The 19,963-nt window shown below is 48.6% G+C and carries 20 protein-coding genes; 19 read left to right on the top strand and 1 reads right to left on the bottom strand.

Annotation, left to right across the window (positions count from 1 at the left end):
- Position 1: 1 nt before the first annotated feature.
- From aroC to nusB, 6 genes are all read left to right on the top strand, one after another.
- Positions 2-1,183, top strand: a complete 1,182-nt coding sequence (gene aroC, locus AC8GFK_RS03725; RefSeq protein ID WP_506624716.1) for a chorismate synthase — start codon at positions 2-4, stop codon at positions 1,181-1,183.
- Between the two features lie 5 nt (positions 1,184-1,188).
- The gene (locus AC8GFK_RS03720) at positions 1,189-1,695 is read left to right on the top strand and encodes a shikimate kinase (RefSeq protein ID WP_506624715.1); all 507 of its coding nucleotides are present in this window, start codon (positions 1,189-1,191) and stop codon (positions 1,693-1,695) included.
- Positions 1,692-2,747, top strand: a complete 1,056-nt coding sequence (aroB, locus tag AC8GFK_RS03715) for a 3-dehydroquinate synthase (RefSeq protein WP_506624714.1) — start codon at positions 1,692-1,694, stop codon at positions 2,745-2,747. The genes AC8GFK_RS03720 and aroB overlap by 4 nt, the downstream gene beginning before the upstream one ends.
- The gene (aroQ, locus tag AC8GFK_RS03710; protein WP_506624713.1) at positions 2,744-3,175 is read left to right on the top strand and encodes a type II 3-dehydroquinate dehydratase; all 432 of its coding nucleotides are present in this window, start codon (positions 2,744-2,746) and stop codon (positions 3,173-3,175) included. Before aroB ends, aroQ begins: the two co-directional genes overlap by 4 nt.
- A gap of 64 nt (positions 3,176-3,239) precedes the next feature.
- A complete protein-coding gene (gene efp, locus AC8GFK_RS03705) occupies positions 3,240-3,800 on the top strand; it encodes an elongation factor P (protein WP_506624712.1) in 561 nt (186 codons plus the stop codon).
- Positions 3,800-4,222, top strand: a complete 423-nt coding sequence (nusB, locus tag AC8GFK_RS03700; RefSeq protein WP_506624711.1) for a transcription antitermination factor NusB — start codon at positions 3,800-3,802, stop codon at positions 4,220-4,222. The genes efp and nusB overlap by 1 nt, the downstream gene beginning before the upstream one ends.
- Here the strand turns inward: nusB and AC8GFK_RS03695 are convergent.
- Positions 4,219-4,719 carry a helix-turn-helix domain-containing protein gene (locus tag AC8GFK_RS03695; protein WP_506624710.1) on the bottom strand — a complete coding sequence of 167 codons (501 nt, stop codon included), beginning with the start codon at positions 4,717-4,719 and terminating at the stop codon, positions 4,219-4,221. The genes nusB and AC8GFK_RS03695 overlap by 4 nt on opposite strands.
- Before the next feature lie 125 nt (positions 4,720-4,844).
- On the opposite strand from AC8GFK_RS03695, the gene pyrR reads away from it, so the two are divergent.
- From pyrR to AC8GFK_RS03630, 13 genes are read left to right on the top strand one after another with little or no spacing between them, the layout of a single operon-like run.
- Entirely contained in the window at positions 4,845-5,378 is a 534-nt protein-coding gene (gene pyrR / locus AC8GFK_RS03690) for a bifunctional pyr operon transcriptional regulator/uracil phosphoribosyltransferase PyrR (RefSeq protein ID WP_095673567.1), read from the top strand.
- On the top strand, positions 5,378-6,325 hold the full coding sequence (locus AC8GFK_RS03685; protein ID WP_506624709.1) for an aspartate carbamoyltransferase catalytic subunit: 948 nt from the start codon (positions 5,378-5,380) through the stop codon (positions 6,323-6,325). Before pyrR ends, AC8GFK_RS03685 begins: the two co-directional genes overlap by 1 nt.
- Positions 6,322-7,608 (top strand): dihydroorotase, encoded by a 1,287-nt coding sequence (locus AC8GFK_RS03680; protein ID WP_506624708.1) that lies wholly within the window; start codon positions 6,322-6,324, stop codon positions 7,606-7,608. The genes AC8GFK_RS03685 and AC8GFK_RS03680 overlap by 4 nt, the downstream gene beginning before the upstream one ends.
- Positions 7,605-8,732 carry a glutamine-hydrolyzing carbamoyl-phosphate synthase small subunit gene (carA, locus tag AC8GFK_RS03675; RefSeq protein ID WP_506624707.1) on the top strand — a complete coding sequence of 376 codons (1,128 nt, stop codon included), beginning with the start codon at positions 7,605-7,607 and terminating at the stop codon, positions 8,730-8,732. Before AC8GFK_RS03680 ends, carA begins: the two co-directional genes overlap by 4 nt.
- Entirely contained in the window at positions 8,732-11,998 is a 3,267-nt protein-coding gene (gene carB, locus AC8GFK_RS03670; protein ID WP_506624706.1) for a carbamoyl-phosphate synthase large subunit, read from the top strand. Before carA ends, carB begins: the two co-directional genes overlap by 1 nt.
- Positions 11,998-12,846: a dihydroorotate dehydrogenase electron transfer subunit gene (locus AC8GFK_RS03665; RefSeq protein WP_506624705.1), complete on the top strand. Its 849-nt coding sequence runs from the start codon at positions 11,998-12,000 to the stop codon at positions 12,844-12,846. Before carB ends, AC8GFK_RS03665 begins: the two co-directional genes overlap by 1 nt.
- Complete coding sequence (locus AC8GFK_RS03660) at positions 12,843-13,781, top strand: dihydroorotate dehydrogenase (RefSeq protein WP_095673561.1); 939 nt, start codon at positions 12,843-12,845, stop codon at positions 13,779-13,781. The genes AC8GFK_RS03665 and AC8GFK_RS03660 overlap by 4 nt, the downstream gene beginning before the upstream one ends.
- Positions 13,781-14,482 (top strand): orotidine-5'-phosphate decarboxylase, encoded by a 702-nt coding sequence (gene pyrF, locus AC8GFK_RS03655; RefSeq protein WP_506624704.1) that lies wholly within the window; start codon positions 13,781-13,783, stop codon positions 14,480-14,482. The genes AC8GFK_RS03660 and pyrF overlap by 1 nt, the downstream gene beginning before the upstream one ends.
- A gap of 9 nt (positions 14,483-14,491) precedes the next feature.
- On the top strand, positions 14,492-15,364 hold the full coding sequence (gmk, locus tag AC8GFK_RS03650) for a guanylate kinase (protein ID WP_506624703.1): 873 nt from the start codon (positions 14,492-14,494) through the stop codon (positions 15,362-15,364).
- Between the two features lie 52 nt (positions 15,365-15,416).
- Positions 15,417-15,677 (top strand): DNA-directed RNA polymerase subunit omega, encoded by a 261-nt coding sequence (rpoZ, locus tag AC8GFK_RS03645; RefSeq protein WP_017955438.1) that lies wholly within the window; start codon positions 15,417-15,419, stop codon positions 15,675-15,677.
- Positions 15,678-15,694: 17 nt separating this feature from the next.
- Positions 15,695-16,879 (top strand): bifunctional phosphopantothenoylcysteine decarboxylase/phosphopantothenate--cysteine ligase CoaBC, encoded by a 1,185-nt coding sequence (gene coaBC, locus AC8GFK_RS03640; RefSeq protein WP_506624702.1) that lies wholly within the window; start codon positions 15,695-15,697, stop codon positions 16,877-16,879.
- Positions 16,880-16,883: 4 nt separating this feature from the next.
- Positions 16,884-18,074, top strand: coding sequence for a methionine adenosyltransferase (gene metK, locus AC8GFK_RS03635; protein WP_095673557.1), 1,191 nt, complete (start codon positions 16,884-16,886; stop codon positions 18,072-18,074).
- Positions 18,075-18,091: 17 nt separating this feature from the next.
- Positions 18,092-19,963 carry a primosomal protein N' family DNA-binding protein gene (locus tag AC8GFK_RS03630; RefSeq protein ID WP_095673556.1) on the top strand — a complete coding sequence of 624 codons (1,872 nt, stop codon included), beginning with the start codon at positions 18,092-18,094 and terminating at the stop codon, positions 19,961-19,963.

Here is a 19,963-nt window from a genome sequence, read left to right as displayed (position 1 = left end):
CATGCGTTGGATTACAGCAGGTGAATCACATGGCCAAGCTCTCTCGGCAATCATCGAGGGTATGCCGGCTCATGTTGCGATCACAACAGAAGATATCGATTTCCACTTAGCCCGCCGCCGACTCGGTGTGGGACGTGGCGCTCGACAGAATTTCGAAGCAGATAAAGTCACCATTCTTGGCGGCGTGCGTCTAGGCACCACACAAGGCGGACCAATCTCTGTTCAGGTTGGAAACAGTGAATGGCCAAAGTGGGAGAAGGTCATGTCTGCAGATCCAGTTCCTGCAGATCAGATTGAAAATCTTGCTCGCAATGCACCGCTATCTCGTCCGCGTCCTGGTCACGCTGATCTTGTAGGTATGCAGAAGTACGATTTTGATGATGCGCGACCAATCCTTGAGCGTGCAAGTGCTCGTGAAACAGCCGCTCGCGTTGCACTCGGTGCAATCGCACGTAATTTCCTCGAGCAGGCTATTGGCATCACAATTTTGAGCCACGTTGTCTCTATCGGTTCGGTTCGCATCCCTGAAAATTACGAGCTTCCAGATGCAACAGACATGAATCGCATTGATGAAGATCCTGTTCGTTGTTCAGATCCTGCAACAAGTGCACTCATGATTACTGAAATTGAATCCGCTCACTCCGATGGAGACACACTCGGCGGAGTATGCGAAGTACTTGCCTATAACTTGCCGCCTGGACTTGGCTCACACGTTCATTGGGATCGCAGATTAGATGCGCGATTAGCGGCTGCAATGATGGGAATTCAAGCGATTAAGGGCGTTGAAATTGGTGACGGTTTCCGAACAGCCACACGCCGTGGATCAGTTGCCCACGATGAAATTGAACGTGGAACTGATGGGGCAATTCATCGCCGTACAGATCGTGCAGGCGGAACAGAGGGCGGCATGTCCAACGGAGAGATCTTGCGAGTCTCAGTTGCCATGAAACCAATTTCTACGGTTCCTAAAGCGCTCGACACAATTGATGTAAAGACTGGTGAAGCAGCAAAGGCAATTAATCAGCGTTCTGATGTATGCGCTGTACCAGCTGCGGGTGTAGTTGCAGAAGCAATGGCGGCACTTGTTTTGGCGGAAGCTGTACTTGAAAAGTTTGGTGGCGATTCAGTCCAGGAAGTTCGTCGTAATTTCGAGTCCTATATGAAGAATCTTCGCTTTAAGTAATTCTCATGGCTCCTCGCGTAATTCTGATTGGTCCGATGGGATCTGGAAAGACAACCATCGGTCAGCTTGTAGCGAGCAAATTAGGTATCGCATTTCGCGACACAGATCATGTCATCGAAGAGCGTGCTGGTAAGTCAGTGTCAGATATTTTCCTCGAAGATGGAGAAGACGAATTCCGTATTCTTGAGAAGAAAGTTCTACGGGATGAGTTGCTCTCAGATGACACAGTTCTTGCGCTGGGTGGAGGCGCACCTATTTCAGTGGATGCACAATCTGCTCTGCGAGCAATCGCTTCACCGGTAATCTACCTAGATATATCTCTTGCAACGGTTGCGCCGCGTATCGGATTTAATCGCGATCGCCCCTTGCTGCTGCACAATCCGCGCGGTCAGTGGCAGACTCTTATGGAAGCACGTAGACCTATCTATGAATCAATTGCAGATAGCGTCATAGATGTGAATGAAAAGTCTGAGTCAGAAATTGTCACCCTTGTCTTGGAGGTTCTTAAGTGAAGAGAATTCATGTAAGTGCCGATCGTGAATATGAAGTCTGCGTTGATGTTGATTTCAAGGCAGAGCTCGTTAAATTAACCAAGGAGAGAACTCGCGTAGCTATTGTTTTTAGCGAATCGATGAAGGATCGAATTCCTACATTTGATTCGGGAGATACCGAATTCTTCTATCTTCCTATTGCAGATGGTGAAGCAGGAAAGTCAGCCACGATTCTATCTCAAGCGTGGAATTGGTTAGGCGCTGCAGGTTTCACTCGCACTGATTTAATCGTTGGAATTGGCGGGGGAGCGGTAACAGACTTTGCTGGATATTTGGCAGCGAGCTGGCTTCGTGGAGTTGATTGGGTAGCCATTCCTACAACGGTTGCAGGAATGGTTGATGCAGCAGTCGGAGGAAAGACAGGCATCAATAGTGATTACGGAAAGAACCTTATTGGGGCCTTCCATTCACCAGTCTCAGTCTTGATAGATCCAATCTGGTTAGACACTCTCTCGGATCGTGATTTCGCAGCAGGGCTCGCTGAGGTAGTTAAGTGTGGATTTATCCGCGATCAGAAGATTCTTGATCTTATTAAATCAAAATCACTTGCAGATATTCGCTCTTCCCGCGAGGTAACTCTTGAGTTAATTGAGAGATCTGTTGCAGTGAAGTCACTCGTGGTCTCTGGTGACTTTAAAGAGAGTTTTGATCGAGAGATTCTAAATTATGGACACACATATGGTCACGCAGTTGAACTTCTCTCAAAATACTCGTTACGCCATGGAGAGTGTGTCTCCATCGGAATGGCGTACATCGCTTATCTCTCGGAAGCCCTGGATTTAATCAGTCCTGAATTGCGCGCGTTGCATATCGAAACCCTGGTTGCCCTGGGACTGCCCGTTACATATAAGGGTGCTGAATGGCCAGAACTTCTCGCTGCGATGAAACTTGATAAGAAGAGTCGCGGTAACTCTCTGCGCTTCGTCGTAATTTCGGAAGTTGGAAAGACACAACGCCTTGAAAACCCAATTGAGAGCGCGCTGCATGCCGCTTATGAGAGGCTTTCCCAATGAAGGTTCTCGTTCTCAATGGTCCTAATTTAGGACGCCTCGATATTCGCGACTCATCAATCTATGGAGATATGACTTACCCAGCTCTTGTTTCACACATTGAGGGAGCGGCAAAGACTCACGGATTTGAAGCCGATGTTCGTCAAAGTAATGATGAGGCAGAAATTATTGGTTGGCTTCATGAAGCCGCAGATACCAACACTCCAGTAATTATCAATCCGGCAGCCTTTACACATTATTCATATGCGATTCGCGATGCCGCAGAGTTGGTCAAGGCTCCGCTGATTGAAGTTCATCTTTCAAATCCTTTGGCACGCGAAGAGTTCCGTCATACATCGGTGATTTCTGGAGTAGCCAATGGAACTATTGGTGGTTTCGGACCAAATTCTTACGTTCTGGCGCTTATCGCGCTCAAGGCGCTTGTCGCCTAATTTCATACTGTAAACTCCGTTCTCTATTGACCTTCGATAGGCGAAGGCATGAACTGGAGTTACCGTGGCAACAACAAACGATCTCAAGAATGGCATGACCCTCGACATCGAAGGTCAGTTATGGACAGTCGTTGAATTCCAACACGTAAAACCAGGTAAGGGTCCCGCATTCGTTCGCACCAAGCTCAAGCAGGTAATGACCGGCAAGGTAGTAGATAAGACTTTCAACGCAGGTGTAAAGGTTGAGATCGCAATCCTTGAAAAGCGCGAAATGAACTTCCTCTACAAGGAAGGTGACGACTTTGTATTCATGGATAACGTTAACTTTGATCAGATGACAATTTCAGAAGCAACTGTTGGAGAAGCAGCAAATTACATGCTCGAAAATACTGAAGCAATCGTGGCAATCCACGAAGGAAATCCGCTCTACATCGATCTTCCTGCATCAGTTCCGCTCAAGATTACTTACACAGAACCAGGACTACAGGGAGACCGTTCATCCGGTGGAACGAAGCCTGCAACAGTTGAAACTGGAATCCAGATTCAAGTGCCACTCTTTATCAAGCAGGATGAAATCGTTCTTGTCGATACACGTGATGGCTCTTACCAGGGTCGCGCCAACTAGTGTCCGCACGCAGTAAGGCTCGCAAACAGACTCTAGATTTACTCTACGAGGCTGATATTCGCGGTGCTTCAGCTGCTGAACTTTTAGCTCTTCGCGATGTTGTCGAGGAAGGTCCGGATGCACGTCCAATCCGCGAATTCACCAAGACGCTCATTGCTGGCGTAACAGATAACAAGCGAAAGATTGACGAACTGATTGCTACTTATGCCCAAGGTTGGGATATGGATCGTCTTCCTGCAGTCGATAGAAATATCTTGCGTCTGGGTATTTATGAGATTGTTTGGAGTTCTGATCTCGATGATGGAATTGCGATTGATGAAGCTCTCACTCTTGCAAAAGAGCTTTCTACCGATGAGTCTGCCGGGTATATCCACGGCGTCCTAGGTCGCATCTCATCAATTAAGGAAAGCATTGCAATTTAACCTTCTCGTTTTTTGAGAAGAATTCGTTCATCTTCCAGCCAATTCAGTACAGTCGAAATAGGCTCGTCAAATAGGATTCCGATAGTTTCTAAATCGCTCTGACGCAGAGAAAGCACTTCACCATTCCAATCTTGTCGAGAGCGGACGATTCTCTGAGCTAATCGGGCCAGCAATTGATACCGATGATGTGCAGGATGCGAAGAGTCATGGGCCCGCTTATTGATGGCGCGAAGATCTATGACGGTCTTTCCGGAGGTTAACAATTCGATAGGTTTCTCATCAGTGAAGAGCTGAGAGACCGGAACTTGGTAGAGCTCTGCAATTGCGATGGCACGCTTGACGCTCAGTGTTCTGGCTCCTCTTTCATAGGAACCCAATACGACCGCTTTAAGTGCGCCCTGGCTCAAAACCTCGACATCGCTTAATGAGAGCGATTTAGCCGTTCTAATGGCACGTAACTTGGATGAGACTTCTTGGATCGTGACCTGTGTATTCATGGCGTGACGGTATGTGAGCTACTGCCACGCCAACTTCGCCTATCCACAGGCTGGTGAACTTAAGTGCTAAACTCCCGCCAACATCCTTTAACGACCCGTCCTGCGAGGCGGGGAAGGAGATTTACATGAGCCTTGCCCTGCCGGCGCCAGATATGGCACGCGCTATTACCCGTATTTCCCACGAGATCCTCGAACGTAACTCTGGTTCGGACTCAATCACTCTTCTAGGAATTCCTACAAGAGGCGCTCATCTCGCCGCTCGTATAGCTGCCAATATAGAGGCAATCGAAGGAAAGCCGGTTCAATCCGGAACCTTAGATATCACTTTGCATCGCGATGATCTTCGCATGCGCCCACCAAGAGCTCTGATGCCAACAACAATTCCTTCACTCGGAGTCGAAGATCGCAACATCATCTTGATTGATGACGTTCTCTTCTCTGGCCGAACAATCCGCGCAGCCCTCGACGCACTCGGTGAAATTGGGCGCCCTAAGACAGTCCAGTTAGCCGTTCTGGTAGATCGTGGACATAGACAACTTCCCATCAAGGCTGATTACGTCGGCAAGAATCTTCCTACCTCGCCAACGCAGATCATCAAAGTTCAATTCACTGAACTCGATGGTGTAGATGCCGTCTCACTCGAAGAAGGAGGCAAGTAATGCGCCATCTTCTCTCTATCTCGGACCTCAGTAAGGTCGAAGCACTTCAAATTCTTAACACAGCAGAAGAACTTGCAAGAGTTTCTGATGGGCCAATGAAGAAGTTGCCGACTCTTCGAGGTCGCACGATTGTTAACTTATTTGCTGAGGATTCAACACGTACTCGAATCTCATTCGAAGCCGCTGCAAAGAGACTGTCTGCAGATGTCATTAACTTCTCTGCAAAGGGATCGAGTGTAAGTAAAGGCGAATCACTCAAAGATACGGCGCAAACTTTGCAAGCCATGGGAGCAGATGCGGTAATCATCCGTCATAGCGCTTCAGGGGCAGCGCAACGCCTTGCAGATAGCCAATGGATGACTGGGTCTGTCGTGAATGCAGGCGATGGAACGCACGAACACCCTAGCCAAGCGCTACTCGATGCCTTCACGATTCGCAGACACATGGCACATGGGGGAGATGACCTCATTGGATTACATGTGGCCATTGTTGGCGACGTTCTGCACTCTCGTGTTGCACGTTCAAATGTGCTCTTGCTAACGAAGCTTGGCGCACAGGTAACACTCGTCGCTCCGCCAACACTTCTTCCGGTCGGAGTTGAGTCATGGCCGGTGAAGGTTTCTTACGACTTTGATTCAATTATCGAATCAGTGGATGCCGTAATGATGCTTCGAATTCAGATGGAGCGAATGACAGAACTCTTCTTCCCAAATGCTCGCGAATATTCGCGCTACTTCGGACTCAATAAGGATCGTCTCAAGAAGATGAAAACCGCTGCAATCGTGATGCACCCAGGCCCAATGAATCGTGGCCTTGAAATCACTGCCGATAGCGCCGATAGCGCTCGTTCGGTAATTCTTGAGCAGGTAACTAACGGCGTCAGCGTCAGAATGGCAATTCTTTACTTACTTCTCGCAGGGTCTCAAGAGATAGGAGCATCAGAATGAGTTCACTAATTCTCATCTCAGGAGGCGCGCTGCCTGATGGAAAGAAATCCGATCTTCTTATCAAAGATGGAAAGATCGCTGAAGTTTCATCGAATATTACTGCAGAGGGCGCCCGAGTCATCGATGCTTCGAAATCAGTTCTACTGCCAGGTCTTGTAGATCTACATACTCACTTACGTGAGCCAGGCAAAGAAGATGCTGAAACTGTCGAATCCGGATCGCAAGCTGGTGTTAAAGGTGGATTTACCGCGCTGAGTGCGATGGCAAATACTTCACCGGTTGCAGATACAGCCGGAGTTGTAGAACAGGTTTATCGCCTTGGTCAATCAACAGGTTTGCTTGATGTCTTTCCTATTGGAGCAGTTACTCGCGGATTGGAAGGTGAGCATCTTGCTGAAATCGGTGCAATGGCTGACTCAGTTGCCCGCGTTCGAGTTTTCAGTGACGATGGACATTGTGTCTTTGATCCTCTGGTGATGCGCCGTGCTCTTGAATATGTGAAGAAATTCAATGGCGTCATCGCACAGCATGCGCAGGAACCGCGACTCACTCAAGGTTCACAGATGAACGAAGGCATTGTTTCATCGCAACTTGGCCTTAAGGGATGGCCAGCAATTGCTGAAGAAGCGATTATTGCGCGCGACGTTCTACTTGCTGATCACGTTCAAGCTCGCTTACATATTTGTCACTTAACTACAGCAGGCGGCGTTGAGATTATCCGTTGGGCGAAAGCTCGTGGCATAAATGTCACTGCTGAGGTTACTCCGCACCATTTACTTCTTACCGATGAACTTGCGCGCAGTTACGATCCAGTGTTTAAGGTAAATCCACCGCTTCGCACTGAAGCAGATGTTATGGCACTTCGTGAAGCTCTCGCCGACGGAACTATCGATATCGTTGCAACGGATCACGCACCTCATCCTGCAGAAACAAAGGAGTGCGAATGGCAAGAGGCATCCTTTGGAATGCTTGGCCTCGAGACGGCGCTCAGTATTGTGAACAAGACCATGGTCGAGACAGGTCTCATCAATTGGGCGACAGTGGCCGAACGCATGAGCTATGCGCCAGCGCGAATCGGCCTCTATGAAAACCATGGCCAAGAACTCAAGGTTGGTGCGCCCGCGCACATTGCTGTGATGGACCCAACCTCACTGTTCAGGGTCGATAGAGACCTAGTAGCCTCAAGAAGTCGCAATACTCCGTTCCATGGCATGGAGCTCCCAGGTCAGATTGTCGCAACAATCTTTAATGGAGAAGTTGTCTTCGAAAGGGGTCGTTCATGAGTAAAGCTTTCTTCGTACTCGATGATGGCCGAATCTTCGAGGGAGCATCATGGGCAGCTACCGGTAAGACTTTTGGTGAAGCGGTCTTTCAAACAGGAATGACGGGATACCAAGAGACTCTTACAGATCCTTCGTATCACAAGCAAGTTGTTGTGATGACTGCGCCCCATATCGGCAATACCGGCGTAAATGCTTATGACAATGAATCTAAGAAGTACTGGGTTGCTGGTTTCGTCGTGCGAAACCCTTCGACGCTAACAAGCAATTGGCGAAGCGAGAATGACTTAGAGGCTGAATTAATTTGCCAGGGGATTGTCGGAATTCAAGGCGTTGATACACGCGCTATTACTCGCCACTTACGCGATCGAGGCGCAATGCGCGTAGGCATCTTTTCAGGTCTTGAACTATCTCGCGAAGAGATGGTTATTGAGGTTCGTAAGCAGCAGGCGATGAGCGGTGCTTATTTAAGCGATGATGTTTCCACAGAATCAACGTATGTGGTTCCGGCAATCGCTGAGAAGAAATTTACCGTTGCAGCTCTTGATCTTGGTATCAAAGGCGCAACACCTCGCGCTATGGCTGAACGTGGAATTGAAGTACATGTGATGCCATATAACTCTTCTTTTGCAGATATCCAGGCAATCAGTCCAGATGGAGTATTTCTCTCTAACGGTCCGGGAGATCCAGCAACTATGACCGAGACCATTGATTTGGTGCGTGAAGTTCTCGGTGAAGAAATTCCGGTCTTTGGTATCTGCTTTGGTCATCAAATTCTGGGTCGCGCTCTTGGTTTCGAAACATATAAATTGCAATTTGGCCATCGTGGAATCAATCAACCTGTTTTGGATCGCAAAACTGGCAAGGTTGAGATCACTGCGCATAACCATGGGTTTGCACTACAAGCACCAACCGATTCCGGATTCTCGACGGTTTATGGTCCCGGACAAGTTACCCACGTTTGCCTCAATGATGGTGTTGTCGAAGGCCTAGAACTCACAGAACGCGGTGCCTTCAGCGTTCAGTATCACCCAGAAGCAGCAGCCGGTCCTCATGATGCTGCCTATCTCTTTGATCGCTTCGTTGACCTCATGGTTGCTTATCCAAGAAAAGTCGAGGCACTCTAATGGCGCGCGATACAACGATTAAGAGTGTTCTCGTTATTGGTTCTGGCCCGATTGTGATTGGCCAAGCATGCGAATTCGATTACTCAGGCACGCAAGCTTGTCGCGTTCTGCGAGCCGAAGGCATCCGCGTCATTTTGGTTAACTCAAACCCTGCAACAATCATGACCGATCCCGAGTTCGCCGATGCAACCTATATTGAACCGATTACTCCTGAATTTATCGAACGCATCATCGCTAAAGAGCGGCCTGATGCAGTTCTTGCAACGCTTGGTGGACAAACGGCACTCAATGCTGCAATTGGGCTCTTCGAAGCTGGAACTCTCGATAAGTACAACGTGAAATTGATCGGCGCTGACGTGGCGGCTATCGAAAGAGGAGAGAACCGAGAACTTTTCAGGGCAATTGTTGAAAAGGTCGGGGGAGAATCCGCGCGTTCAATTATCTGTCACACAATGGATGATGTCATGGGTGCAGTTGCGCAACTTGGCTATCCGGCTGTTATTCGTCCATCTTTCACCATGGGCGGACTTGGTTCAGGTATTGCTTTTGATGAGGAAACACTTCGTCAGATTGCGGGCGCTGGTCTTCGACATAGCCCAACTTCTGAAGTTCTCATCGAAGAATCAATTATTGGTTGGAAAGAGTACGAACTTGAAGTAATGCGCGACAAGGTAGATAACGTTGTTATCGTTTGTAGTATCGAAAATATCGATCCCATGGGTGTTCACACCGGAGATTCGATCACTGTGGCCCCAGCTCTGACGCTAACCGATGTTGAATACCAGAAGCTTCGCGACCTTTCGATCTCCATCATTCGAGAAGTAGGCGTTGATACAGGTGGATGTAATATCCAGTTTGCAGTAAATCCTGACACGGGTCGCATCATCGTTATCGAAATGAATCCACGCGTATCTCGATCAAGTGCGCTTGCATCGAAGGCGACAGGTTTCCCAATCGCGAAGATTGCAACCAAATTAGCAATCGGTTATACGCTCGATGAGATTAAGAATGACATCACGCAGGTAACTCCAGCATCATTCGAACCAACACTCGATTACATCGTCGTTAAAGCGCCACGTTTTGCCTTTGAAAAGTTCCAGGATGCAGATCCACGCTTAACCACCACGATGAAGAGCGTTGGCGAAGCGATGGCCATCGGACGCTCATTCCCTGAAGCTCTTATGAAGGCACTGCGTTCACTAGAGCGTAAGGAAGCAATTTTCACCTTCACGGATGCTCGTTCAACAGATGAAAAGTCCAACCTTCTTGAATCAATGAAGATGCCGACTGAATATCGACTTCAGCAGGTTCAGCGCGCTCTCTGGTTGGGTGCAACGATGGATGAGGTTTTTGCCTCAACCAAGATTGATCGTTGGTATTTGCGCCAAATCGAAATCATTAACGATGTAGCGCGAACTATGGCTGAACCAGGCGAACTCACATTTGATCTCTTAAAATTGGCAAAATCAACTGGTTTCTCAGATGCTCAGATTGCAACCGTTCGCGGAATGGCTGAAGCAGATGTCCGCAAAGTGCGTCATCAGCTAAGTCTTCGCCCTGTCTATAAAACAGTTGACACCTGTGCGGCAGAGTTCGAAGCCTTCACTCCTTACCATTACTCAAGCTATGAGGAAGAGACGGAAGTTCGTCCGCGAACAAAGCCTGCTGTCATCATCCTAGGCAGTGGTCCTAACCGAATTGGTCAGGGAATTGAATTCGATTATTCGTGTGTGCATGCCTCCTTCACCTTACGAGCTGCAGATTACGAAACCATCATGATTAACTGCAACCCAGAGACTGTTTCTACCGACTACGACACTTCAGATCGGCTCTACTTCGAGCCACTAACCCTTGAAGATGTTCTCGAGATTGTTCATGCAGAAACACAGGCTGGTCCAGTGCTTGGTGTCATCACACAACTTGGTGGACAAACACCTCTTGGTTTAGCTGCAGGCCTCAAGGCTGCAGGTGTGACGATTCTTGGAACAAGCCCGGATGCAATTAACTTGGCGGAAGAGCGTGGCGCATTTGGTCAGGTACTTAAGGATCAAGGACTGACTGCACCTGAATTCGGTATGGCTTCATCACAAATGGAAGCTCTCTCAATCGCGCAACGTATTGGCTATCCAGTTCTCGTCCGCCCAAGTTTTGTACTTGGCGGTCGCGGCATGGAAATTGTCTACGACGATGAGGCGCTTTCAGGCTTCATTTCCCGCGCCACAGATATCACTCCGGATCATCCAGTATTGGTTGATCGATTCCTAGATTCTGCAATCGAACTTGATGTCGATGCGCTCTATGACGGTACCGAGCTATTCCTTGGTGGAATCATGGAGCATATTGAAGAAGCTGGAATTCACTCTGGCGATAGCGCATGTGTATTGCCTGCAATGACGATCTCTGATTCGCAAAGAGTGCAGATCCGTGAAGCGACGTTAAAGATTGCCCAAGGTGTAGGAGTTTCCGGGCTCATCAATATTCAATTCGCAATGGCTGATCAAGTTCTTTATGTACTCGAAGCAAATCCACGTGCATCACGCACCGTGCCATTCGTCAGCAAGGCAACAGGCGTTCCTCTAGCAAAAGCTGCAGCCCGAATCTCCCTTGGTTCGACAATCGCAGAGTTGCGCGCAGAAGGTCTGCTTCCAGCGCAAGGCGATGCCGTTGCAAAGGGGATTAGCGTTAAGGAAGCTGTGCTTCCGTGGAACCGCTTCCGTCGCGCAGATGGACGTGGTGTTGATGCAGTTCTTGGGCCTGAGATGCGTTCAACTGGTGAAGTGATGGGCATTGCAGCGACATTCGGTGAGTCCTATGCCAAGTCGCAGATAAGTTCTTTTGGACCACTTCCTAAGTCAGGGACGGTATTTATCTCACTTGCAGATAAAGATAAGAAGCACGGAATTGCACCTGCGCAAGGATTGTCAGCGCTTGGATTTAGACTCCTCGCAACCGATGGAACAGCTTCGTATCTTGCAGAACACGGAGTTTCAACTGTTGTAGTCCGAAAGAATTCGCAAGGAACTGGACCAATGGGCGAGAAGACGATTGTCGAAATGCTCAACGCAGGTGACATTGATCTTGTTATCAATACTCCCGTAGGTCGTGGAACCCGAGCAGATGGCTGGGCTATTCGCACAGCAGCTGTACAGAGATCTATTCCTATCATCACAACAACAGCCGGTTTCAGTGCAGCTGTCGAAGGAATCAAGGCCTTACAGGCTGGCGAGCTAAGCGTTTCTCCAATCCAAGAGTGGTTGAAACGCTAATGGCTACGATAAACAAGAACGCACTTCAACAAGTTGTAACAATCGTTTCGAATAAGCGTATAGGTGCCTATCACCAGATTCTTCTTAATGTCGGAGATATTGTGAAGAGCTGTCGTCCGGGTAACTTCGTTGCCATTCGCGTTGGTGGCGATACTTCCAAGATGATTTTGCGTCGCGCATTCGCTATTTCTCGTGTTGCTGATAATTCCCAATACGGTGGCACGATGGAGTTAATTGTTGCTCCACACGGTTCAGGCAGCAAGTGGCTCTGCTCTCAACAAGAGGGAGCAGAGATCGACATCATTGCACCCCTTGGAACTGCATTTGGTATTCCCACAGAGCCAATCAACGCCCTTCTTATTGGTGGCGGTTATGGCTCAGCTCCGCTCTTCGGATTAGCGGATGTTCTCAAAGGACGTGGCTGCAAAGTGGATATGTTGTTAGGTGCGAGCGTTGGCACAAAGATTTATGCGCCGATGGAAGGCAAGCGTTCAGTTAACTCGCTAAAGATTTATACAGAAGACGGATCTATGGGTGAGACTGGACGCGTAACTGAAAATCTTCTACATATTGTTAGAGATCGAAACATCGACGTTATTTATTCATGTGGTCCAATGGCGATGCTTTCGGCGATTACTGCCTTAGTGGCTGACACCGAAGTAATTCATCAATGTGCTGTAGAAGAATCAATGGCGTGCGGTGTTGGTATCTGTATGACCTGTGTTTTGCCAGTACAAAATGACGATGGAACAACTTCGATGCTGCGATCATGTATCGATGGTCCTGTTATGGATGGCGCCAATGTTAGTTGGGATCTTGTCGGTAAAGTTCCGGAGGCACTCGCATGACGCTTCCAGTGGATATGTCTACAACTCTTGGAAATGCATGGTTTCCAGCTCCGTTATTTACAGCCAGTGGTTGTGCGAGTAGCGGTAAAGAACTTGCTCAATTCTTCCCTCTCAACCAGATTGGTGCTGTTGTCACCAAGTCTGTGATGAGTAAGCCACGACACGGTCGTCCTACGCCTCGAATGGCTGAGACTCCTTCAGGAATGTTGAACTCGATCGGCCTGCAAGGCCCCGGTATCGACTCATTTCTAGCTAACGATGTTCCATGGTTATTAGAGCAGAAGGCACGAGTAATCGTTTCTATTGCCGGTGAAACAGTTGAAGAGTATTCAACTCTCGCTCGTAAGCTGCGATCTGTTTCAGGCATTAGCGCTGTCGAAGTCAATATCTCGTGTCCGAATGTCGAAAACCGAGGCCTTGTCTTTGCATGTGATCCTGATGCTTCAAGGCGCGTCATTGATGGAGTACGGAAGACAATTGGTGGTGATTTACCCATCATCGCCAAACTTTCACCTGATGTAACTGATCTACCATCAATCGCGCGAGGCGTAGTCGACGCCGGTGCTGATGGATTAGCGCTTATCAATACGGTTTTAGGGATGGTCATTAATATCGATTCAATGCGACCACATCTTGGTGGCAAGACAGGTGGACTATCGGGCCCAGCAATCAAGCCTGTTGCAGTGCGTGCCATTTATCAGGTTCATGCCGCTCTTCCTAAAGTTCCAATTCTTGGAATGGGGGGAGTCGCATCAGGCCGGGACGCACTCGAACTAATTTTGGCAGGCGCTTCAGGAGTTTCAGTTGGTACTGCAAGTTTTGGAAACCCATCAGCTCTTATTGAGATTCAGAATGAGTTACGCGATCTTCTTGCAGCTCGTGGTTTTGCCACTCTGCAACAAGCCATCGGCTACGCACATAGAGAAGAGGCGTAATGAAAGCCCCAATTGTTCTAGCTGTTGATACACCAGATATCGAGATTGCAAAGCAATGGGTTGCGGCAACCCAAGAGTCTGTCAGCGTCTATAAGTTAGGCCTTGAATTCTTTCTATCCTTCGGCCAAGAAGGAATCCGTGCCATCCAATCCGAGACTGATGCGGACATATTCCTAGATCTCAAACTTCACGATATTCCTCATACAGTTCAAGGCGCTGCCAAGGCAATTGAAAACCTGAAGCCTCGATTCCTCACTGTTCATGCATCTGGTGGTCGAGCCATGGTGAAGGCTGCGGTAGATGCCGTTCCTGCAACCGATGTCACTGCTGTAACGATTCTTACTTCGCTTTCAGAAGAGGATCTCTTTGAAATCGGCTACGCAAACCCAGCTCTAGAGAGCGCAGTAGCTCTAGCGAAGATGTCAGTTGATGCTGGTGCGCGAGCAATTGTCTGTTCTCCACTTGAAATCGCGGCAATCCGTTCCGCGGTAGGACCACTTCCTCACATTATTACTCCCGGAGTTCGCCCTCTCTCAGAAGTTGGCAGCGATGATCAGAAGCGCACTATGACTCCAAAGGATGCAATTTCTGCTGGGGCTTCTTTTGTGGTGATTGGTCGCCCTATTACCAAGGCATGGTCTGATGGGGCGCAGGCAATGAAGTCCAAGGCGCGATTCATCGCTGACGAGATTCTCAACTAGATTTATCCCATGGGCGCACCTCCAGAACTGACACCGGAAGAGCGCGCCCGAGCGCTTGCAAAGGCTAAAGAGTCGCGTCAGATTAGAGCTGCTGTTAAAGCGCGCGTAAAGAGTGGCGAACTGTCGATAACCGATGTTGTATCAATGTCGAAAGATGATGAAGCAATCGCCAAGATGCGTGTACTTGAACTCGTTGAGTCAATCAGTGGTGTTGGTAAAATTCGCGGCAAATCGATTCTGGAACGTCTTGGAATTTCATTAACTCGTCGTATCCAAGGGCTTGGAAGACATCAATTGGAATCTTTAGATAATGAATTCAAGATTCCTTCCGGCCTCACTCCTGGGAAGTTGGTTGTACTTTCGGGACCCGGTGGTGTCGGCAAGAGCACTGTCGCAAAGGTTTTGAAAGAATCATCACCATTCTTTGTCAGTGTCTCAGCAACAACTCGGGCGCCTCGTTTTAATGAGGTAAATGGAATTGACTATCACTTCTGTTCAAATGAAGAATTTGATGCAGCCATTGCATCCAATGAATTTCTCGAATGGGCAGAGTTTGCGGGTAACCGTTATGGAACTCCACGAAGAGCTGTTGAAGATTCACTACGTGTAGGCAAAAGCGTTCTACTTGAAATCGAGATCGCAGGAGCTAAGCAAGTTAAGGCAAAGGTTCCGGAAGCAATACTCGTATTTCTCGAGCCCCCTACATGGGAAGAGCTCGTTTCTCGCCTCGAAGGTCGTGGCACCGATAGCCCAGAACGTAGAGCCGCCCGCTTGGCTTTGGCTCAAGAAGAGATGGCTGCCGCCTCTTTCTTCGATAAAGTCCTCATCAATGACCAGGTCGATGGGGTAGTCGCATCCCTGATAGAATTCGTATCTGCCTAAATAGGCTGCAAGACCCGCAGAGCATTAATTGCTACGAAACACAGGAGTACAGATGAGCGCACATATGGATGGAATCACAAACCCACCTATCGACGAACTTCTCGATAAGGCTGGTTCTAAGTACAGCCTCGTTCTCTACGCAGCAAAGCGTGCTCGCCAAATTAATGCGTACTACTCACAACTTGGTGAAGGTCTTCTTGAATACGTTGGGCCACTAGTTGATACACACGTTCACGAGAAGCCATTGTCAATTGCACTTCGCGAAATCAACGAAGGTCTTTTGACTATTGAAAATCTAGAACCAACCGCCTAATTTTTAGGTAAACCACCATGCAAGGTTTTGGCCGTGAAGTAATTCTCGGCGTTGGTGGCGGCATTGCGGCATATAAATCCTGCGATCTTCTCCGTCGTCTCCGTGATCTCGGTTTTGGCGTAACTGTTGTTCCTACCCCTTCGAGCTTGAACTTCGTCGGGTCGGCAACGTGGGTAGCGCTTTCAGGGCGTAAGGTCACTACGGAAGTCTTTGAAAGCGTAGAGGAAGTCCGCCATATCTCTCTTGCAAAGAACTCGAATTTCATCATCATCGCACCTGCTACTGCCGATCTCATGGCGAGAATTGCGGCGGGACGTGCAGATGATCTCCTTACCAATGTAATTCTTGCATCCAACTCACCTGTACTGATTGTGCCGGCCATGCACCCTGAGATGTGGAACGACGAAGCCACCAAGACAAACGTTGCAACGCTACGTAGCCGCGGCTATCACGTGATGGATCCAGATACTGGCGCACTCACATCAGGAGATGTGGGACAGGGACGTTTTCCTGAAACATCACGCATTCTGGGGGAGTTCGCCGAAATTACGGGCTCACGTTCAGATCTTCTTGGAAAGAAAGTGCTCATTACCGCAGGCGGTACTCGTGAAGCGATTGATCCAGTTCGATTTATTGGAAATCAGTCATCCGGCAAACAAGGGTATGCAGTTGCACGCTCGGCCCAGCGACGTGGCGCTCAAGTAACTCTCATTTCAGCAAATTCGAATCTTGCCGACATTGAAGGCATAAGAACAATTAAGGTTGAGAGCGCATCACAGATGCTCTCAGCACTCGATGCAGAATTCACTCACACAGATATTCTTGTGATGTCAGCCGCTGTTGCAGATGCTCGCCCCAAGCAGATAGCGGATGCGAAGATTAAGAAGAACGAATTCACAAATATTGCCCTTGTCGAAAATCCAGATATTTTGCGCACAATCTCAGCAAAGAAGTCTCGACAAGTTATTGTCGGATTTGCAGCCGAAACTTCCGAAAATCTCGTAGCCGCTCAGGAGAAGATGGTTTCAAAAGGCGCCGACATTCTCTATCTCAACGATGTTTCTGGGGGAGATATCTTCAATAGCGAGACAACTCATGGATTTATCTTGGTTCGAGGTAAGGAACCCAAGAAGGTGGCAGAGACCACCAAAGACACGCTAGCTCACCAACTACTCGATGAAGCCCTTCTTCAGTTAGGTTAGGACAATGTCAAAACGCCTCTTTACTTCAGAATCAGTTACCGAAGGCCATCCAGATAAGATCGCTGATCAAATTTCGGATGCAATCCTTGATTCACTCTTAGACCAGGATCCAACAAGTCGCGTCGCGGTTGAAACACTCATCACAACAGGTCAGGTACATGTTGCCGGTGAAGTAACCACCAACGGATACGCAGATGTCATGGGCATTGTCCGTGACACAGTTATTGGTATCGGTTACGACTCATCTGTAAAGGGCTTTGACGGAAATAGCTGTGGCGTTTCAATCTCCATCGGACAGCAATCTCCTGATATCGCACAAGGCGTCGATGATGCATTTGAGCACCGCGTTTCATCTGCAGCAGATCCATTAGATCTTCAAGGTGCTGGCGATCAAGGGCTCATGTTCGGGTACGCGTGTGATGACACCAAAGAGCTCATGCCACTTCCAATTTGGTTGGCTCACGAATTAGCTCAACAACTTTCTAAGGTTCGTAAGTCAGGCGCACTTCCATACCTTCGCCCTGATGGCAAGACACAGGTAACTATTGAGTACGACGGCGATAAGGCTGTGGCTCTCGATACAGTTGTTATCTCAAGTCAGCATGCAGAAGAAGTAGATGTCATCAAGCAGTTGACACCAGAAATCATTGCTCAAGTAATCGATCCTGTTTTGGCAAAGATTGATCTGCCTCGCAAAGATATGCGCACGCTCATTAACCCAACAGGTCGCTTTGTAATTGGTGGCCCAATGGGAGATGCAGGACTTACAGGACGCAAGATCATTGTTGACACATACGGTGGAATGGCTCGCCACGGCGGCGGAGCGTTCTCAGGTAAAGACCCTTCAAAGGTTGACCGTTCTGCAGCCTATGCAATGCGTTGGGTGGCTAAGAATGTTGTAGCAGCAGGCCTTGCCCGTCGTTGCGAAGTTCAGGTTGCATACGCAATCGGTAAAGCGCAGCCTGTGGGTGTATTTGTTGAAACTTTTGGAACGGAGACAGTTCCTGTTCAGAAGATTCAAAATGCAGTAACAACTGTCTTCGATCTTCGCCCTGCAGCGATTATTCGCGATCTCAATCTCAAGCGCCCGATCTATTCACAGACTGCTGCTTACGGTCACTTTGGTCGCGAGCTTCCTAACTTCACATGGGAAGCAACTAATCGCGTATCAGAACTCCAAGCAGCCGTTAAATAGTCGAAGGCTTTACTGACGTGGCACTTACGAGGCCACTTCGTCTCAAAGCTGAGATAGCGAAGCTCAAACCGGAAGGCAGTTCATCAGATCTGCCGATTGCCCGGGTCTGGGTAGATTCTGGGGTCTTTCATCTAGATCAAAGTTATGACTATTTAATACCCGATAATCTCTCAGCTGTTATCTCAACGGGCGTTCGTGTTCAAGTTCCTTTTCATGGCCGAGAAGTTGAAGGGCTAGTTCTTACTCGAGAGAGTACGTCGGATTCACCCGTCTTGAAATCAATCTCGAAAGCAATATCCCTGCATAGCGTTGCGACGCTTGAATCGATTGAACTTATTTCGGCTGTAGCAGCTCGTTGGGCGGCCCATCCGTTCGACGTTATTCGATCAGCCATCCCTCCTCGGGTTGCATCAGTCGATAAAGAGAACTGGGTCGAGGCAGCATTGCCTCAGTTAAAAACGAAGCCAAATCGCACTTATATTCATATTCCACCAGCTGTTAATCGTTTCAACTTCCTGCTTTCGACGATTGACAGGTACTCAGGAAAGGGATCGACACTCGTCATAGTTCCCGACAATCGCTCCGTCCAGAGGCTGGTCGCCCTGATACCGGAAGCGGTGGTTCTCGATTCAGCACTCGATAGATCTGAGCGATATCGCAATTTCCTTTTATGTCGTTATGGACGAGGCCAGATTGTGCTGGGAACCAGAAGCGCAATCTTTGCACCGATTACCGATCTCGAGTCAATCATCGTTATGGATGAAGGTTCTGAGCAACATTATGAGGTTCGTTCTCCAGGATGGAATGTCCGCGATGTCGCCATCCTTCGAGCGATGAAATCAGAGCTCAATCTAACTTTCGTCGGTTATTCACCGAGTTCTGAAGTCGCTCGACTTATTGAGAATAAATGGATCGATTTTTCATCAAGTAAATCTCGCATCGATGTTTCAGCTTATCCTCAATCGCATGGCGAGCTGATTCCCAGCAGGTTAATGGGGGAGGTTCGCAAGGCAATGAATTCGGGACCCGTACTTTTCCTCGCGCCTCGAAAGGGTTACTCGCAAAGTGTCGTGTGTTCTAAATGCAAAAACTCTGCTCTCTGTGAATGCGGTGGCAAGTTACTCAAGCGTGGTTCAGAAACATCCCTTGAATGCACCATATGCGGCAAGGCTCATTCGGAGTGGAGATGCGTGTGGTGTAAAGGTTCAACTCCTTATCTCTTGGGTCGCGGCTCAGAAAGATTCGCATATGAGATTGGAGCGGCTTTTCCTGGAGTAAAGGTGGTGCAATCGTCATCGGAATTGATGATTGATAGTTTTGACGATGAACGAGGGTTAGTCATCGCCACTCCTGGCGCCATTCCGATCACCAAGAACGGCTATGCCCTTGTGATTATTCTCGAGGCAGATCGCTTCTTCATGCAGGCAGATATCCGAGCTCACGAACGAACCCGCGAGCTCTTCTTTTCAACCAGTGCCTCGGCTTCGCAAAAGGGAAAAGTTGCATTTGTCATGTCAGCAGATAGCCCGATCATTGGCGCCGTCTCTGCCTGGAAGCCGTCGCTGATTTCGCAACGTGAACTACGTGAACGTCTCGAAGTAAATCTTCCTCCGTTTACTAGGGCTGTCACGATGGATATTGCAGCCACTGAGTCCCAATCGCTTTTGCGCGGACTAAAGAAAGCTCAAGATGACTCCCGTTTGCCCGAATCAACTCAATTCCTTGGCCCATCACAACTCAAGGGCGATATAGATCGAATCGTTGTTCTGGTTCCACTGATTGATGGTGAGGCTCTCATCTCGTTACTGCATGAGTTCCAACGTCGTCGCAGTTCGTCTAAGAAGAGCCTTGCATCAATTCGCATTGACCCTTATTCGCTATCTCGATAG

The sequence above is a fragment of the Planktophila turicensis (SeqCode) genome (assembly GCF_965234405.1).
Classification (GTDB): domain Bacteria; phylum Actinomycetota; class Actinomycetes; order Nanopelagicales; family Nanopelagicaceae; genus Planktophila; species Planktophila turicensis.
The sequence above is the reverse complement of the archived record's forward strand: the minus strand, read 5'-3'. Positions and strand labels throughout refer to the sequence as shown.

What these genes read in the sequence shown, in the direction of transcription:
- pyrR (WP_095673567.1), top strand. Translation starts at nt 4,845, where the DNA reads ATGAGCCTTGCCCTGCCGGCGCCAGATATGGCACGCGCTATTACCCGT.
- coaBC (WP_506624702.1), top strand. Translation starts at nt 15,695, where the DNA reads ATGCAAGGTTTTGGCCGTGAAGTAATTCTCGGCGTTGGTGGCGGCATT.
- AC8GFK_RS03665 (WP_506624705.1), top strand. Translation starts at nt 11,998, where the DNA reads ATGGCTACGATAAACAAGAACGCACTTCAACAAGTTGTAACAATCGTT.
- pyrF (WP_506624704.1), top strand. Translation starts at nt 13,781, where the DNA reads ATGAAAGCCCCAATTGTTCTAGCTGTTGATACACCAGATATCGAGATT.
- aroQ (WP_506624713.1), top strand. Translation starts at nt 2,744, where the DNA reads ATGAAGGTTCTCGTTCTCAATGGTCCTAATTTAGGACGCCTCGATATT.
- AC8GFK_RS03685 (WP_506624709.1), top strand. Translation starts at nt 5,378, where the DNA reads ATGCGCCATCTTCTCTCTATCTCGGACCTCAGTAAGGTCGAAGCACTT.
- AC8GFK_RS03695 (WP_506624710.1), bottom strand. Translation starts at nt 4,719, where the DNA reads ATGAATACACAGGTCACGATCCAAGAAGTCTCATCCAAGTTACGTGCC.
- AC8GFK_RS03660 (WP_095673561.1), top strand. Translation starts at nt 12,843, where the DNA reads ATGACGCTTCCAGTGGATATGTCTACAACTCTTGGAAATGCATGGTTT.
- gmk (WP_506624703.1), top strand. Translation starts at nt 14,492, where the DNA reads ATGGGCGCACCTCCAGAACTGACACCGGAAGAGCGCGCCCGAGCGCTT.
- carA (WP_506624707.1), top strand. Translation starts at nt 7,605, where the DNA reads ATGAGTAAAGCTTTCTTCGTACTCGATGATGGCCGAATCTTCGAGGGA.
- rpoZ (WP_017955438.1), top strand. Translation starts at nt 15,417, where the DNA reads ATGAGCGCACATATGGATGGAATCACAAACCCACCTATCGACGAACTT.
- AC8GFK_RS03680 (WP_506624708.1), top strand. Translation starts at nt 6,322, where the DNA reads ATGAGTTCACTAATTCTCATCTCAGGAGGCGCGCTGCCTGATGGAAAG.
- metK (WP_095673557.1), top strand. Translation starts at nt 16,884, where the DNA reads ATGTCAAAACGCCTCTTTACTTCAGAATCAGTTACCGAAGGCCATCCA.
- AC8GFK_RS03720 (WP_506624715.1), top strand. Translation starts at nt 1,189, where the DNA reads ATGGCTCCTCGCGTAATTCTGATTGGTCCGATGGGATCTGGAAAGACA.
- aroC (WP_506624716.1), top strand. Translation starts at nt 2, where the DNA reads ATGCGTTGGATTACAGCAGGTGAATCACATGGCCAAGCTCTCTCGGCA.
- carB (WP_506624706.1), top strand. Translation starts at nt 8,732, where the DNA reads ATGGCGCGCGATACAACGATTAAGAGTGTTCTCGTTATTGGTTCTGGC.